General features: G+C 69.1%; 13 protein-coding genes and 1 tRNA gene. 12 read left to right on the top strand and 2 right to left on the bottom strand.

Annotation, left to right across the window (positions count from 1 at the left end; genetic code table 11):
- The first annotated feature begins 99 nt into the window (after positions 1–99).
- The 10 genes from RCG67_RS03680 (at position 100) to RCG67_RS03635 (ending at position 10137) form a co-directional block, all read left to right on the top strand.
- Entirely contained in the window at positions 100–471 is a 372-nt protein-coding gene (locus RCG67_RS03680) for a TadE/TadG family type IV pilus assembly protein (protein ID WP_368824876.1), read from the top strand.
- Positions 459–1538 (top strand): pilus assembly protein TadG-related protein, encoded by a 1080-nt coding sequence (locus RCG67_RS03675; RefSeq protein WP_368824875.1) that lies wholly within the window; start codon positions 459–461, stop codon positions 1536–1538. Before RCG67_RS03680 ends, RCG67_RS03675 begins: the two co-directional genes overlap by 13 nt.
- A gap of 102 nt (positions 1539–1640) precedes the next feature.
- On the top strand, positions 1641–2378 hold the full coding sequence (gene cpaB / locus RCG67_RS03670) for a Flp pilus assembly protein CpaB (protein ID WP_368824874.1): 738 nt from the start codon (positions 1641–1643) through the stop codon (positions 2376–2378).
- The gene (locus RCG67_RS03665; RefSeq protein WP_368824873.1) at positions 2375–3604 is read left to right on the top strand and encodes a CpaE/TadZ family protein; all 1230 of its coding nucleotides are present in this window, start codon (positions 2375–2377) and stop codon (positions 3602–3604) included. The genes cpaB and RCG67_RS03665 overlap by 4 nt, the downstream gene beginning before the upstream one ends.
- The gene (locus RCG67_RS03660; RefSeq protein ID WP_438612634.1) at positions 3601–5139 is read left to right on the top strand and encodes a TadA family conjugal transfer-associated ATPase; all 1539 of its coding nucleotides are present in this window, start codon (positions 3601–3603) and stop codon (positions 5137–5139) included. Before RCG67_RS03665 ends, RCG67_RS03660 begins: the two co-directional genes overlap by 4 nt.
- Positions 5139–6086 carry a type II secretion system F family protein gene (locus RCG67_RS03655; protein WP_368824871.1) on the top strand — a complete coding sequence of 316 codons (948 nt, stop codon included), beginning with the start codon at positions 5139–5141 and terminating at the stop codon, positions 6084–6086. Before RCG67_RS03660 ends, RCG67_RS03655 begins: the two co-directional genes overlap by 1 nt.
- A 32-nt stretch (positions 6087–6118) precedes the next feature.
- On the top strand, positions 6119–6994 hold the full coding sequence (locus RCG67_RS03650; RefSeq protein WP_368824870.1) for a type II secretion system F family protein: 876 nt from the start codon (positions 6119–6121) through the stop codon (positions 6992–6994).
- Positions 6995–7001: 7 nt separating this feature from the next.
- A complete protein-coding gene (locus RCG67_RS03645) occupies positions 7002–7769 on the top strand; it encodes a class F sortase (protein ID WP_368824869.1) in 768 nt (255 codons plus the stop codon).
- Between the two features lie 155 nt (positions 7770–7924).
- Positions 7925–9376, top strand: coding sequence for a hypothetical protein (locus tag RCG67_RS03640; protein ID WP_368824868.1), 1452 nt, complete (start codon positions 7925–7927; stop codon positions 9374–9376).
- Positions 9377–9411: 35 nt separating this feature from the next.
- The gene (locus RCG67_RS03635; RefSeq protein WP_368824867.1) at positions 9412–10137 is read left to right on the top strand and encodes a hypothetical protein; all 726 of its coding nucleotides are present in this window, start codon (positions 9412–9414) and stop codon (positions 10135–10137) included.
- A 130-nt stretch (positions 10138–10267) separates the two neighbouring features.
- Here the strand turns inward: RCG67_RS03635 and RCG67_RS03630 are convergent, their stop codons facing one another.
- Together RCG67_RS03630 and RCG67_RS03625 are read right to left on the bottom strand one after the other, a co-directional pair.
- On the bottom strand, positions 10268–10501 hold the full coding sequence (locus RCG67_RS03630; RefSeq protein WP_368824866.1) for a hypothetical protein: 234 nt from the start codon (positions 10499–10501) through the stop codon (positions 10268–10270).
- A gap of 360 nt (positions 10502–10861) precedes the next feature.
- A tRNA-Pro gene (locus tag RCG67_RS03625) sits at positions 10862–10938 on the bottom strand.
- 279 nt (positions 10939–11217) lie between these two features.
- On the opposite strand from RCG67_RS03625, the gene RCG67_RS03620 reads away from it, so the two are divergent.
- Together RCG67_RS03620 and RCG67_RS03615 are read left to right on the top strand one after the other, a co-directional pair.
- The gene (locus RCG67_RS03620; RefSeq protein ID WP_368824865.1) at positions 11218–12411 is read left to right on the top strand and encodes a M28 family peptidase; all 1194 of its coding nucleotides are present in this window, start codon (positions 11218–11220) and stop codon (positions 12409–12411) included.
- A 157-nt stretch (positions 12412–12568) separates the two neighbouring features.
- Complete coding sequence (locus tag RCG67_RS03615) at positions 12569–14164, top strand: M20/M25/M40 family metallo-hydrolase (protein ID WP_368824864.1); 1596 nt, start codon at positions 12569–12571, stop codon at positions 14162–14164.
- The last annotated feature ends 127 nt before the right edge of the window (positions 14165–14291 follow it).

Raw genomic sequence — 14291 nt, 5'->3', positions numbered from 1 at the left:
GTGGCGTCCCGCACCCCGGGCCGTCACGGCGCTTCTCGCTTTTGACTTGGGTCAAAAGCTGACGTTCGATCCACCATTTCGCCAACAAAGGACACCACCATGAGCCTGTGGCGCTCAGAGCGCGGAGCCGCTGCTGTCGAGTTCGCGCTGATCGCGCCAATTCTGCTCGCTCTGATTCTTGGAACCATCGAGTTCGGCCGGGCCTACAACGTGCAGATCAGCCTCACCCACGCAGCCCGAGAGACGGCACGAGACATGGCGATCAACAACGTTTGGACCGATGCGGTGGTCCATGGCATGGGAGCTGCCCCTTCTCTGGACCTCGAGAGCGGGGACTTCACCCCGTCCCTGGCGACCTGCGCGTCGGGACAGCAGATCCAGGTCACCGTGACACAGGACCTTCAGACGCTCACGGGAGTCGCTGACGACATGACACTCACCGGAAAGGCGGCCATGCGATGCGGCGGCTGATCAACCATCTCCAGAATGCTCGCGCCGTGCACCGGGCGAACGGCGAGCGAGGTGCCGTGGCGGTGATCACGGCGGTGTCGCTCGTCGTGCTCCTGGGCTTCACAGCCATCGCCATCGACGTCGGAATGATGTACCAGGAGCGTGCTGAGCTGCAGTCCGGTGCCGATGCCGCCGCTCTGGCCGTGGCGCAGGACTGCAGCAAGGACGTCAACTGCACCGGCCCGCTGGCCCATCCACAGGCACGGGAGATAGCGAACGGCAACGCCACGGACAGTCAGGCCAATGTTGCCGAACCGATCGTCACAGGCAATGCGGTACGGGTGAACGTCTCCACCCGCGAATCGAGCGGTGCGGGTTCTCTCGCGCTCAGTTTCGCTCCCGTGCTGGGGATCGACTCCGCCGAAGTGGGTGCCACGGCCGTGGCCAAGTGGGGTTCACCCAACGCAGGGACAGCGGTCCTGCCCATCGTCATCTCTCCGTGCGACTTCGATCCGGACCTTGTGGATCCCACGCACTTCGACCCGGACCTGGCGAGCCCCGACTTCGTCAGTGGACCCCAGGTGCTCCAGCTGCACAGCATCACCGGAACCCACAAGAACACTGCGACAGGTGGGTGCGAGTACAAGAGCTCGTCCGGGGCGAACATGCCCGGCGGTTTCGGGTTCATCGATCCTCCGGAAGGACAGTGCAGCGCCACCGTCCAGCTCGGTGCCCCCTCGTACTCCGACCCGGGCAACAACCTGCCGGGCGCCTGCATCGACGTGCTGCAGAAGCACCTGGGTCAGACAGTGCTACTGCCCATGTACAACAACCTGGGAGCACAGGGCAACAAGGGCTGGTACACGATCGACGGGTGGGTGGCGTTCAAGCTCCAGGGCTGGAACTTCCCGGGTAGCAGCGCGGCCAACACCGCCGCGACCACGACCACCGGCAAGACCTGCGAGAGCCCTTGCACGGGCCTCATCGGCGAATTCGTCGAGTTCGCCGGCCTCGACGACGCGTTCTTCGACCCCAGCCTTCCTCCGGGACCGGACCACGGCGTCTCCATCATCACTCTTGAGGACTGAACGACCGTGGTTCCACGTGCGCAACCGCACGCACTCCATGCCATCCGCCCAGCACACCGCCTGTGCTGCACCATTCCAGCCTGACGATACGGAAGTACTGCCGTGAAGATCCGCATTCTCGCCGGCGCGGTGATGGCCCTCCTGGCCATCGCCGGCCTGGTCATCATCAGCACCTACGTCGGCACCGCCGACGCCCGGGCCCTGGGCAGCCAGGAGCCACGGGAGGTCTACCTCGTCACCGCCCCGATCCTCGAGGGCACGCCCGTGGAGGAGTTCGGCGAGTCCGTCACGCTGCACACCGTGCCGGCCTCGATCGTTCCCGACGGTGCCGTCACCGAGCTCGCGACGCACTCCGGCACGGTCGCCGCCGTGGACCTGCAGCCGGGCGAGCAGCTGCTCGGCTCGCGACTCGTGGATCCCCAGGCCCTCGAGGAACCGGGCACCGTCCCGGTGCCCGACGGGCTCCAGGAGGTCACCATTCAGCTCGAAGCGCCCCGGGTCATCGGGGGGCAGCTGGCTGCCGGGGACACGGTCGGTTTCTTCGTCTCCTTCGAGGGGGAGGAGGGCCGGGAGTCGAAGACGGCGAAGGACCTGCACAAGGTCCTGGTCACCTCCGTCCAGGGGGCGCCGAGCACCACGGCTCCCGCGGAGGGGGCGGAGGCGACGGGCAACCAAGCCCCTGCCGTGCCCGAGGGGTCGATGCTCGTGACTTTCGCCGTGAACGCCGACACGGCCGAGAAGATCGTCTACGCCTCCGAGTTCGGGCGCATCTGGCTCTCCCTGGAGCCGGAGGACGCCGAGGAGAACGACAACGGCGCCACGCGAGGTGACTTCGAATGAGCCGCGTGCTGCTGTTCACCGCCGACCCCGAGTACGACACGCGGTTCCGCAAGGCCGTGCACGGCCGGCTCCCCGGCGAGGTGCAGACCGTGTTCGAGGCCGCCCTGCCGGCCACACCGGACCAGTTGCTGAGCCGATCCGTGGGCACGATGCCCACCGTGGTCGTGTTCGGTCCGGGTATGGACCCGCACGTGGCGATGCGCCTGGCCGGTGTCTTCGACATCCAGCGGCCTGAGGTCTCCTTGGTGCTGGTCGTGCCGTCCGATATGTCGCTCGCCGTGGCAGCGCTGCGCGCGGGGTTCCGGGACGTCCTCGATCAGGACGCCGACCCCGACGGCATCCTCGGTGTGCTCAGCCGCGTGTGCGACGCGGCCGAGTCCCGCCGCCGGGCCCTGCCGCAAGGGGCCCTCGGGGGAGTTGGATCCTACGGGGTCCCGGCAGAACCGCGTGACGACAGCCGCGTCATCGTCGTCACCTCGCCCAAGGGGGGCGTCGGCAAGACCACCATCGCCACCAACCTTGCTGTGGGTTTGGGCGCCATTGCTCCGATGAACACCGTGATCGTGGATTTGGACGTCCAGTTCGGCGACGTCGCGGCCGCGCTGCGCCTGGCCCCGGACCACTCGCTGACGGATGCCGTCACCGGCCCGGCCGTGGACGACGCCCTGGTCCTCAAGACGTTCCTCACGGTCCACCCCGCCTCGATCTACGCGCTCTGCACCCCCACCAACCCGGCGGAGGGCGACCTTATCGGTGCCGCTCAGATCACCCATCTGCTCGATCAGCTCTCGGGGCAGTTCCAGTACGTCGTCGTCGACACCGCGCCGGGCATGGGCGAGCACGCGCTGGCGGCACTCGAGGCAGCCACCGACACCGTGTTCGTCACCGGCATGGACGTCCCCGGGGTACGGGGTCTGCGCAAGGAGCTCGACCTGCTGGGTGAGCTGGACCTGGTCCCGGAGAACGTGACGGTCGTGGTCAATGCGGCCGACCGCAGCACCGGGCTGTCCGTCCAGGACATCGAGGCCACTCTCAGGGCGCCGGTCGACCACGTGGTGCCGCGCACCCGGATGGCCGCCTACGCCACCAACCGGGGTGAACCGCTGCTGCAACACGCTCCGAAGGACAAGGCGGCCCGACAGCTGCGCGCCCTTGTCACCTCGTTCGCGCCCGACCGCCCCATAGTCAGACGAGGCATCCACCGGAAGGCACTGGTCCGATCATGAACCTCGCAGAACGCCTGGCCGCCGCTCGCGGTGAGACCCTCCCCGCGACCACCGAGCACACCGACATGGTCGATCCCGCACTGACGCTGCTCGACGACCTCGGCTCCATCGGACCCCTCGGAACGGCGCCTGTCGGTGACCACGACGGGTTCTCGGCGAGCGACGCAGCCGCCCCTTCCGACCTCGACCCGGACGCCTTCGGTGCGCCCGAGCCTGCGGCGCCGGCCGACCTTCCACCACGTGTCCAGGCCGGGAAGATCGATGCACTCGCCGGACTCAAACAGCGCGTGAAGCAGGAGCTGCTCGACCGGATCGGCTCGCGCCAGTCCGACTCGAGCCTCTCCGACGTCCAGATCAAAGACTTCGCCACCAAGGAGCTCACCCGCATTGTCGCTGAGGAGAAGGTGCCGATGTCCTCCGAGGAGCGGATTCGGCTGATCCGCTCCGTCAGCGACGACGTGCTCGGCTACGGCCCGCTCCAGGTGCTGCTGGACGACGACACGGTCACCGAGATCATGGTCAACGGACCGGACCAGATCTTCGTGGAGCAGAAGGGCAAGGTGACGCTCGCGGACGCGACCTTCGCCTCCGAGCAGGACCTGCGTCACGTCATCGAGAAGATCGTCACCCAGGTGGGCCGGCGCATCGACGAGTCCTCTCCGCTGGTCGACGCCCGCCTGCCAGACGGCTCGCGCGTCAACGCGGTGATCCCGCCGCTCGCGGTGAAGGGGTCCTCATTGACCATCCGCAAGTTCGCCAAGGACCCGCTGACCATCGAGGACCTCATCCGCTTCGGCTCGGTCTCCCCGCAGATGGCCGACCTGTTGCGTGCCTGTGTCGAGGCGCATCTGAACATCCTCGTGGCCGGGGGCACGGGCACGGGCAAGACGACGATGCTCAACGTCGTCTCCTCCTTCATTCCGCACGGCGAACGCATCGTGACCATCGAGGACGCCGTGGAGCTCCAGTTGCAGCAAGAGCACGTGGTCCAGCTCGAGTCGCGGCCGGCCAACATCGAGGGCAAAGGAGAGATCAGCATCCGGGACCTGCTGAAGAACTCCCTCCGCATGCGTCCTGACCGCATCGTGGTGGGGGAGTGCCGGGGCGGCGAAGCCTTGGACATGCTCCAGGCGATGAACACCGGCCACGACGGGTCGCTGTCCACCATCCACGCCAATTCCCCACGCGACACCATCTCGCGTCTTGAGACCCTCGTCATGATGGCCGGGATGGACCTGCCGCAGCGGGCGATTCGGGAGCAGATCGCCTCCGCCATCCACGTGGTGGTCCAGCTGTCCCGGCTCCGGGATGGCACCCGCCGGGTCACGCACATCACCGAAATTCAGGGCATGGAGGGCGAGACGGTGACCCTGCAGGACGCCTTCCTGTTCGACTGGGACGCGGGGGTGGATCCCCGCACCGGGCGGTTCCGCGGCACGACGCGTTCCACCGGGGTACGCCCACGGTTCGTGGACAAGTTCGAGGACTACGGCATCAAACTCCACCCGTCCGTCTTCGATCCGGGACGGCGCTGATGTCCTCGCTGCTGATCGGAATCGGACTGCTCGTCCTAGCCGGCCTGCTGGCGCTGTTCGTCGTCTTCCGCTCCCGCACACCCCGCCTGCCGATGGACCGCCGACGGCTCCCACGTACGGCGCAGGAACAAAGCCCGTCGCAGCTGTCACGACTCAGCGGCGTGACCACCGACGCGATCAGCGAGTTCCTGGAGCAGCGCGGGTGGACTCGGCGCGTTGCCGCCGCTCTCGAAATTGCCGGGATCAAGGCCTCACCGGCGGACTTCCTCGTGCTCGTGGCCGTGGGCGCTGTCGTGGCATCTGCCGTAGGGACCATCGCGGGCGGAGTCCTCGTGGGACTTCTGTTCCTTCTCGCCGCACCCCTCGTGGCCAAGGTCGCCGTCGGCTTCCTCACCGGCCGGCGCAAGCGAATCTTTGCCGACCAGCTGGACAACACCCTCCAGCTGTTCTCCGGGTCGTTGCGGGCCGGGCACTCTCTGTTGCGGGCGGTCGACGCGGTGGCGAAGGAGTCACCAGCACCGACTTCCGAGGAGCTTGCCAGGGTGGTCAACGAGACCCGACTCGGCATGAACCTCGACGACTCCTTGAGCCAGTCCGCAAAGCGGATGGAGTCCGAGGACTTCTCCTGGGTCGCCCAGGCCATCGGAATCCACCGCGAGGTTGGCGGGGACCTCGCCGAGGTGCTCGACCGCGTCGCCGGCACGATCCGCGAGCGCAACCAGATCCGGCGACAGGTCAAGACCTTGGCGGCCGAGGGGAAGATGTCCGCCTACATCCTGATGGCGCTGCCGGTGCTGATCGCTGCAGTTCTCGCAGTGATTTCCCCCGAATACATCTCCCAGTTCGTCACGAGCGGCCTCTTCGGGTACGCGATGATCGCTGTCGCCCTGCTGATGTTCACCATCGGTGGGTTCTGGATGTCCCGCATCGTCAAAATCCGGTTCTGAGCTCCACCACCCCGCGTTCCGAAGGACCTCCCATGTCGTCAATATTTCCCTATTTCGGTGTTCTGCTCCTGGCTGGTGCCGCGGTGATGGCCATCTGGCTCGCCGTGGGTGTCCGCTGGGGCGGCGACCGGCTGGTGCGTCAGAACCTGCGGATCGGTTTCGGCGCCACTGAGGCCGAGACCGTCCGGGACGCCCCGGACTTCGGCTGGGCCCGCCGGTTCACCACCGGGAGTGGCCGGGACCGGCTCGAAATCCTGTACTCGAAAGCAGGCCGTCCCGCCGAATGGCCGGTCGCCCGGCTCATGGCTTACAAGGTCTATGCGCTGGCCGGCGCCGTGCTCTTCAGTATGCTGCTCCTGCTGCTGACCAACGGCAACGGCATGATCGTCCTCATCGCGGCCGTGCTGATGCCGGTGTCCTACTTCCTTCCGGAGCTGCTGTTGTACTCCCGCGGCATCGAACGGCAGAAGGCGATCGGACTGGAGCTCGCCGACACCCTGGACCAGATGATGATCGCGGTGGAGGCTGGCTTGGGCTTCGAGTCGGCCATGGCCCGCGCGGGGCACAACGGCAAGGGTCCCCTGGCCGAGGAACTGGTGCGGACCCTGCAGGAGATGCGCGTGGGCATTCCGCGGCGCGACGCTTATCTGGCGCTCGAGCAGCGCACCGACGTCCCCGACCTGCGGACGTTCACGCGGGCGGTCATCCAGGCCGATGCCTACGGCATCTCAATCTCCACGGTGCTGCGGACCCAGGCCAACGAGATGCGCGTGAAGCGGCGCCAGCGGGCGGAGGAAGCTGCGCAGAAAATACCTGTGAAAATTCTCTTGCCGCTGATGCTGTTCGTGCTTCCGGTGCTGTTCCTCACTGTGCTCGGGCCCACGGTCCTCAACGTTCTCAAGATGTAGTCGAACGATGCTCGAAAACTCCAAAAAGCCATGGACCGCGACCGGTACCGGGCGCACCGTACTATCAGTTCTCCTCGCCCTCGTCTCGCTGACCGCAGCCGGCCTGCTCGTGCACCAGTGGTTGACCGATGACGTGGCCGTCGGCTTCGGAGGGGACGTCCAGCACAGCGATCCTGCAGGGGTAAGCGCCCCCGGTCCGGTGGACACCTCCTCGCTCACCGCGGCAGAAGCCTGGGACGCCGGTGACCCGGGGGCGAACCCCGCGGTACGGGGTCCGGAGACCTGCGGGAACCTGTCCGCGCGTTCCCGGGTCTGCTCCCCGTCCATCGGCATCGACGCGGCGCTCGAATCCATGGGAACGGACGGGGCCTGGAACATGGCGGTGCCCACGCACGAGGACAGTGCGGCGATCGGCTGGTACTCGGCCTCCGCCCCGATCGGTGGCGAGCAGGGCAATGCGGTGCTGGCCGGCCACGTGGACTACCCCTACGACGCACCTGTCCTGGCCACGCTCTACACGGCGCAACCCGGGCAGAAGCTGTGGGTCTCGGACGGGACCGGGGGAGTGTTCTCCTACACCGTGACCACGGTGCGGGAGCCTACCCCGCGGGACGCCCCGCCGCGGGACATCTTCGAGCTGACCGGGGATCCCGGGCTGTCCCTGGTCACGTGCTCCGGCGACTACGTCCAGCCGGACGGCTCCCCGTCCTGGTCGTACACGAACAACCTCATCGTGGACCTGGTCCTCGATCCCGAGACCGCTCCCGTCCCATGACGCCGTCAGGGAGCGGCCCGTCCCCTCTTGTGCGCACATCGGGCGTCGCACGGCGTCTTCTCCGGACAGCGACCATCCCATGCAATTACATTAGTAAAGATCGGTCCGTCGCCCACCGACCGGCCGATCCCCACACGATCCCTCCAGGAGTCCTCATGCCCTGCTCCACTCCCGCCCGACGCTCGCGTCTCCTCGCGGTCGCGGCTCTCGCCGGCACCACGGCGGTGACCGGAACGCTGATCGGCGCGACACCGGCCACTGCCGCGCCCGTGGCGATCGAGGAGTACCTCGTCGAGGTTCCGGAGGGCGCCCCGAGCACCGGTGCGGAGTCGTGTCCCGTCCCGGTGCAGCTGACCAACGGCGACACGGCCTACGGCATCCACGAGGACCAGCCCTTAGCCCCGCTCGGGGAACTCGTGCTCGACGACGACGGCTACACGGTGGCCGAGCCCTTCGACGACCCCGTGACCGGGTGGGAGAACGTGGTGGGGGAGAAGGTCGGCGAGACCCCGGTCTACTGGGAGCCAGAGAACGCCGCCCTGGCCGGCTACATCCTCTCGGTCTTCGGGCCCACCGAGAACCCGGACGAGGCGCTCGCCGTGCACTGGGCCGTGCGCTCCCTCTCGACCGTGGGGCTTCCGGAGCAGGAGCCGGCCAGGATCGAACTGTCGCACCTCGAGCGCGCCGAGATCCTGATCGAGGACGCCCGCCAGAACGTCCCGGCCTTACTCCCGCAGGACAGCTACCGGATCTCCGTGTCCTTCGAGCCGGACGGCCGGCCCGACACGCTGCTCGTCACGATGCCGGAGGCCTACTACGCCACCACCGTGACCCTCTCGGGGCCCGTCACCTTCGCGGACGGGACGACGACGCAGACCTTCACCGGAGGGGAGCGGGACAAGTACCTGGAGCTGGCCGTGCCCGCGGGGGTCACCGACGGTGAACTCACCGCCGAGCTGACGGCGACCATGCCCTCGACCGAGCTCACCGTCCTCGCCGACGAGCAGTACCGCGACCTGCTCATCGCCGGGCAGGAACGCACGGTCGACTGGGGCGCGAGCGCCGCTTTCGAGATCGACGCACCGGCCGTGCCGGACGAGGAGGTTCCCGACGAGGAGACCCCCGCCCCGATTGGCGAAGACGACGACGGGGTCGACGACACACCGGTCGACCAGGACACCTCCACTGACGATGACACCGCCACTGACGCCGATCAGAACGGTGACCACGGCACGGGCGCTGGCTCCGGCGACGGCGCGACTGGACCGGACACCGAGCAGGTGGTCCGGGACCGAGGCCCCGGTGTCCTCGAGATCGTGACCGACGACGTCGCCGAGCAGAAGCTCACAGCGACCCTCGAGGCCTTCGTCCTGTTCGAGGAGCAGACCACCACCTCCACGGAGGTCGTCACCGAATCCACCATGACGGGCGGGGGAGCCGCGTACGCGGATGCGGCCATGGCGAACACCGGCATGGGGGCGGCCCCCGCTGCCGGTGGGCGCAGTGCGATCACCTCGGTGGTCCTCGCCGTCGTGGCCTTTGGCACCGGCATCGGTGCCTGGCTGCTGCGCCGCCGCCCGTCCGTCACTCGGGACCGGTCCGCCTGATGCACACCTCCGTTTCAGTTCTCCGGGAGATCTCGATGATCCGCACTGCACGTACCGTCGCCGTCGCGTCCCTCGCGCTCGCCGCCCTCACCGGCTGTGGCGGTGCCGCCGCCGAGGCGCGGGGGGCGCACACCTACGAGCCCCTGCCGCCGCTCAGCACGGCGACGCCGACCCAGAGCCCGGCGCCGCAGCCCACTTCGCCGGCGGCGCCCAAGTCCTCGCCCACGCCGTCGGCCGAGGCGCCCGCCGACCCGACTACCGCCGGCTCGACTGCCGCCGGCTCGACTGCCGCCGGCGCGGCTGCGGGAGCCGGTCAGCCGGCCCAGATCTCAGCGCCGGTCGGTGGCACCGCAGGCACGAGCGTGCCCGGACAAGCGCCCGCCGTCGGGCAGGCGCCGGCCGCCGCCCTCGCGGGACCGGGCCGCGGTGGTGCCCCGGTCCAGGCCACGGAACGGATCTCGACCAGCACGACGACAACCACGTCGACGACGCTCGAAGCCGGTCTCAAGCTCGTGGTCACCTGCGAGGGGATGTGCATGCTGGAGGACCTGGCCGCGCCGGAACTGGCCGGACAGGACGGACCGTTCTCCGAGGATCTCCTGCGCCAGGCGCTCGAGCAGGAGCTGGGCGGGCAGGGCGGCGATCAGCAGCGACTCACCGACGAGCTGGTCGAGCAGCTCATGCAGGGGCAGTGGGACCTGGCCGAGCGGGACCTCGAGGGCGGGGACGAAAAGCTGGTCTTCTCCTCGGCCCGGAAGTAGCTCCTCGCGGTCCGCAGGGTGATCACCCTGCGGACGGCGCGACCCGGGCGGCACCCGGCGAAACCGGGCCGACGCAGCACACGACGACGCACCCGGCCGGTCACTTCGGCCGGGTGCGTCGTTCTTCGCGTCAGGCCGGCACGGCCGCCCAGTGCACGGCGAAGCAGGCCGTGGCGGCCATCGAGTACAGCCACACGGAAGCCTCGCGGGTCCACGGGATCTTCTTGGTCATGGCGGAACTGACCACCGCGGCGAGGACCAAGCCGATGCCCAGCCACAGGGACCACTCCGTGAACAGCTGGAGGGTGGCGCCCAGTACGCCGGTGCCGGCGTCGTCGAGGACGCGGCCGATGTCGAGATTCATGAGAGAACTCCCCCTGGAGCGGACGAACGAGACCGGGCACCCCTCGCGCCCGTCCGAAGGGCGGCGCGATGCCGGTGCGGGGGGAGCGGAGGATCGACCGGGCCCCGTGCCGGGCGCTGACGCCCTTCACGTCCGAGCCTAGTTCAGGTATTTGCAAATGCATCAGGATGGGGCGTCGCTTCTTGCGGGGACAACGATGGTCCACCGGGGGCCGGTGTCACGCCAGAGCATTCCGGACCCTGGGCTAGAGGTGTTTCCGATGCTCTGAGACATCACCTTTTTCACAGCATGTCCGCGCACGACAAAGGCCCGAACCCACATCCGTGGGTTCGGGCCTTGCCGATGTCCTGAGACATCACATGGTCGGGATGACAGGATTTGAACCTGCGACCTCGTCGTCCCGAACGACGCGCGCTACCAAGCTGCGCCACATCCCGTGAAGCATCCGGCCTCGGCCGGAAACAACTGCTTCATCATAGCCATCCCGTCCCGCGCGTGGGAAATCGAGTCCTCGCGGCCGAGTTGCACCGGAGCACGAGATCCTTCCGCGGAGCGTTGACCGGATGGCCGGCCCGTGCTTGCCTGAGCACAGAGCACCGTCGGTCCACGGGGGCGTCAGGGGACGTCCGGTACGGGCAGGCACGGCGCCGTGTCCCGGGGGAGGGGCTGTGGATTGACGAGCGTCCAGCACAGGGCTCGTCCTGGCCGCGCTGGCGGTGATCCTCTCGCTGACCGCCAGTGGCCCCGCCACGGCTCTTCCGGCAGGGCGCGACGGCGCCGCCACGACGGAGGAGATCACCCGGGCCGTCACCGCCGAGCAGCTGGAGGGCCACCTGCGGGCCTTCCAGGACGCCGCGGACGCCCACGGCGGCAACCGCGCCGTCGGCACCGCCGGCTACCGGGCGAGTGTCGACCACGTCGTCGAGCGGCTGCGGGCCGCCGGCTACCACCCCCGGGTGCAGATCTTCACGGTCCCGTACGACGAGGAGCACGACGACGAGTATGACCACGGGTACGGCGAGGACGCGGCCACGGGCCCTCGTGTCACGTACAACGTCCTGGCGGACACGGCCACGGGGGACCCGGCCGGCACCGTGGTGCTCGGTGCACACCTGGACAGCGTGCCGGAGGGCCCTGGTCTCAACGACAACGGCTCCGGCGCCGCGGGCGTCCTCGCCGTCGCCGAGGCCCTGGCCGGCACCGACACGCGGAACAGGGTGCGCTTCGCCTGGTGGGGTGCGGAGGAGGTCAACTACAACGGTGCCGACCACTACGTCTCCGACCTCCGGGCCAACGACCCCGGGGCGTTCGACGACATCGCGCTGTACCTGAACCTCGACATGATCGGCTCCCCGAACTACGGGCGCTTCGTCTACGACGGCGACGCATCCGGGGGCGGCCGGCACGACGACTCCGTCGAGGCCCCGGCCGGGTCGGAGGCCATCGAGGTGGCGTTCAAGGGCTACTTCGAGTCCGTGGCGATGGCCGCGGAGGAGGTGCCGTTCGACGACGGGAGCGACCACCTCGTGTTCGCCGAGGCCGGGATCCCCGCGGGCGGGCTATTCACCGGCGACACGGGCGAGAAGACGCGGCAGCAGGCGGAGCGGTACGGCGGCGAGGCCGGCACGGACTACGACCCCTGCTACCACTCCGCCTGCGACGACATGGACAACGTCGACCTCCAGGTCCTCGAGGAGATGAGCGACGCCACAGCCGCGGTCGTCCTGGGCTTCGCATCGTCCACGATCGACGGCGGGGCGCCGCTGCGTCCCCCGGACGGGTGGCCTCGCCGCAGCGCGTTCGAGGAACTCCGGCCGGTGCTCACGACCCTCGTGGCCTTGAGCGTGGCCGCCGCGGTGGCCGTCGGGGTGGCCGTCGCCGTGCGGCGCCGCGCCCGCGTGCGCCGGTGAACCCGGTCGGCCGGAGCTGTGGGCCGAGCAGTGGACAAAAGTCATTGACTGACCAGTAACTCATTTGTGAGCATGTGCAAATCCGAGTCATCCCTCGATGACTGTGAACCGCGTCACGGCCGGGTCACCTCCCGGCCGCCGCTCACCTGGAGGTTCCATGCCCGTCCGCACGCCCAGTCACTGGATCACCTCGGCCGCCCTGGCCGGCGCCCTGACCCTCACGGCGACCAGTGCCGTCGCGGCCCCCACCCGCGACAACAGCAACAACAACACCACCCACAAGATCACCCAGGCCGTCTCCCAGCAGAAGCTCGCGCAGCACCTGAGCGCCTTCCAAGCAATCGCGGAGGCCAACGACGGCAACCGCGCCTCGGGCACCTCCGGCTACCAGGCCAGCGTCGACTACGTCGTCCAGAAGCTGCAGGCGGCCGGCTACACCCCGGAGGTCCAGGAGTTCACCTTCCCGTACTTCCAGGAGGTCAGCCCGGCCACGGTCAGCGCGGACGGCACGCAGATCGCCGCCGAGGACGTCGCCGTGATGACCTACTCCGGTACCGGATCGGTCACCGCCCCGGTCCAGGCCGTGGACACCGACGGCACCGCCGGCGCCTCGACCAGCGGCTGCGAGGCCGCGGACTTCGCGGACTTCGTGCCGGGCCACGTCGCCCTGATCCAGCGGGGCGCCTGCTCCTTCGCGGTCAAGGCCGCCAACGCGGAGGCCGCCGGCGCGAGCGCCGTGCTGATCTTCAACAGCGGGGCGCCCGGCAGCGAGGGACTCCTCAACGGCACCCTCGGCTCCCCGGAGGCGACCACCCTGCCGACGGTGGGGCTCAGCCACCAGGCCGGCGTGGACCTGCTGGGCGCCACGGAGGTCACGGTCGCCACGGACACCGTCTCGGCGACCCGGACCACCTACAACGTCCTCGCCGAGAGCGGCACGGGCGACCCCGAGAACACGGTGGTGGTCGGCGCGCACCTGGACGGCGTGCTCGAGGGCGCCGGCATCAGCGACAACGGCACCGGGTCGGCGGGCATCCTCGCCATCGCGGAGGCCATGGCCAAGACGAAGACCGAGAACAACGTCCGCTTCGCCTGGTGGGGCGCGGAGGAGCTCGGTCTGCTGGGCGCCGAGCACTACGTGGCCGATCTGCAGGCGAACGACCCCGGCGCGCTCGAGGACATCGCGCTGTACCTGAACTTCGACATGATCGGGTCCCCGAACTACGGGCGCTTCGTCTACGACGGCGACGCCTCCACCTTCGACCCCGGTGACACGAACGTTCCCGCGGGCTCCGGTGCGATCGAGGCGGCGTTCCACGAGCACTTCGCCTCCGTGGGGCTGGCCTCGGGCGACACCGAGTTCAGCGGCCGCAGCGACTACGGGCCCTTCATCGAGGTCGGCGTGCCCTCCGGCGGTCTGTTCACGGGCGCCGAGGGCGTGAAGACCGAGGAGCAGGCCGCGCTGTTCGGCGGCCAGGCGGGCGTCGCCTACGACTCCTGCTACCACTCGGCCTGCGACGACATCACGAACGTCGACCTCCAGGGCATGGAGGAGATGTCCGACGCGGCCGCCGCCGTCGTCCTCCGGTACGCGATGTCCACGCACGACGTCAACGGCGAGGGCGAGCCCTACAAGCAGAAGGGCCAGGGCGCCGTCGGCCACCCCAAGGGCCACGACCGCGGCCACGGCCCACACTCCGAGCACGGTCGCGGCCACGGCCACGGCCACGGCCACGACAAGGCGGCCGCCTGACGGCCTCCGCGCACGGATGCTCCACGGCCCCGCCCCCGGCAGTTCGCGCCGGGGGCGGGGCCGCTCCGTTCGCCACAATCCGTCCGGTCGTTGTGCCGCCGACCGGCAGCTGGGATTCTGTGCACAT

The sequence above is a fragment of the Kocuria cellulosilytica genome (assembly GCF_040981245.1).
Taxonomy (GTDB): Bacteria; Actinomycetota; Actinomycetes; order Actinomycetales; family Micrococcaceae; genus Kocuria; species Kocuria cellulosilytica.
The sequence above is the reverse complement of the archived record's forward strand: the minus strand, read 5'-3'. Positions and strand labels throughout refer to the sequence as shown.

Bases quoted from the DNA above. Each gene is read 5' to 3' on its own strand.
- RCG67_RS03640 (WP_368824868.1), top strand. From the start codon at position 7,925: ATGCCCTGCTCCACTCCCGCCCGACGCTCGCGTCTCCTCGCGGTCGCG.
- RCG67_RS03680 (WP_368824876.1), top strand. From the start codon at position 100: ATGAGCCTGTGGCGCTCAGAGCGCGGAGCCGCTGCTGTCGAGTTCGCG.
- RCG67_RS03635 (WP_368824867.1), top strand. From the start codon at position 9,412: ATGATCCGCACTGCACGTACCGTCGCCGTCGCGTCCCTCGCGCTCGCC.
- RCG67_RS03615 (WP_368824864.1), top strand. From the start codon at position 12,569: ATGCCCGTCCGCACGCCCAGTCACTGGATCACCTCGGCCGCCCTGGCC.
- RCG67_RS03630 (WP_368824866.1), bottom strand. From the start codon at position 10,501: ATGAATCTCGACATCGGCCGCGTCCTCGACGACGCCGGCACCGGCGTA.
- RCG67_RS03660 (WP_438612634.1), top strand. From the start codon at position 3,601: ATGAACCTCGCAGAACGCCTGGCCGCCGCTCGCGGTGAGACCCTCCCC.
- RCG67_RS03650 (WP_368824870.1), top strand. From the start codon at position 6,119: ATGTCGTCAATATTTCCCTATTTCGGTGTTCTGCTCCTGGCTGGTGCC.
- RCG67_RS03655 (WP_368824871.1), top strand. From the start codon at position 5,139: ATGTCCTCGCTGCTGATCGGAATCGGACTGCTCGTCCTAGCCGGCCTG.
- RCG67_RS03645 (WP_368824869.1), top strand. From the start codon at position 7,002: ATGCTCGAAAACTCCAAAAAGCCATGGACCGCGACCGGTACCGGGCGC.
- RCG67_RS03675 (WP_368824875.1), top strand. From the start codon at position 459: ATGCGGCGGCTGATCAACCATCTCCAGAATGCTCGCGCCGTGCACCGG.
- RCG67_RS03665 (WP_368824873.1), top strand. From the start codon at position 2,375: ATGAGCCGCGTGCTGCTGTTCACCGCCGACCCCGAGTACGACACGCGG.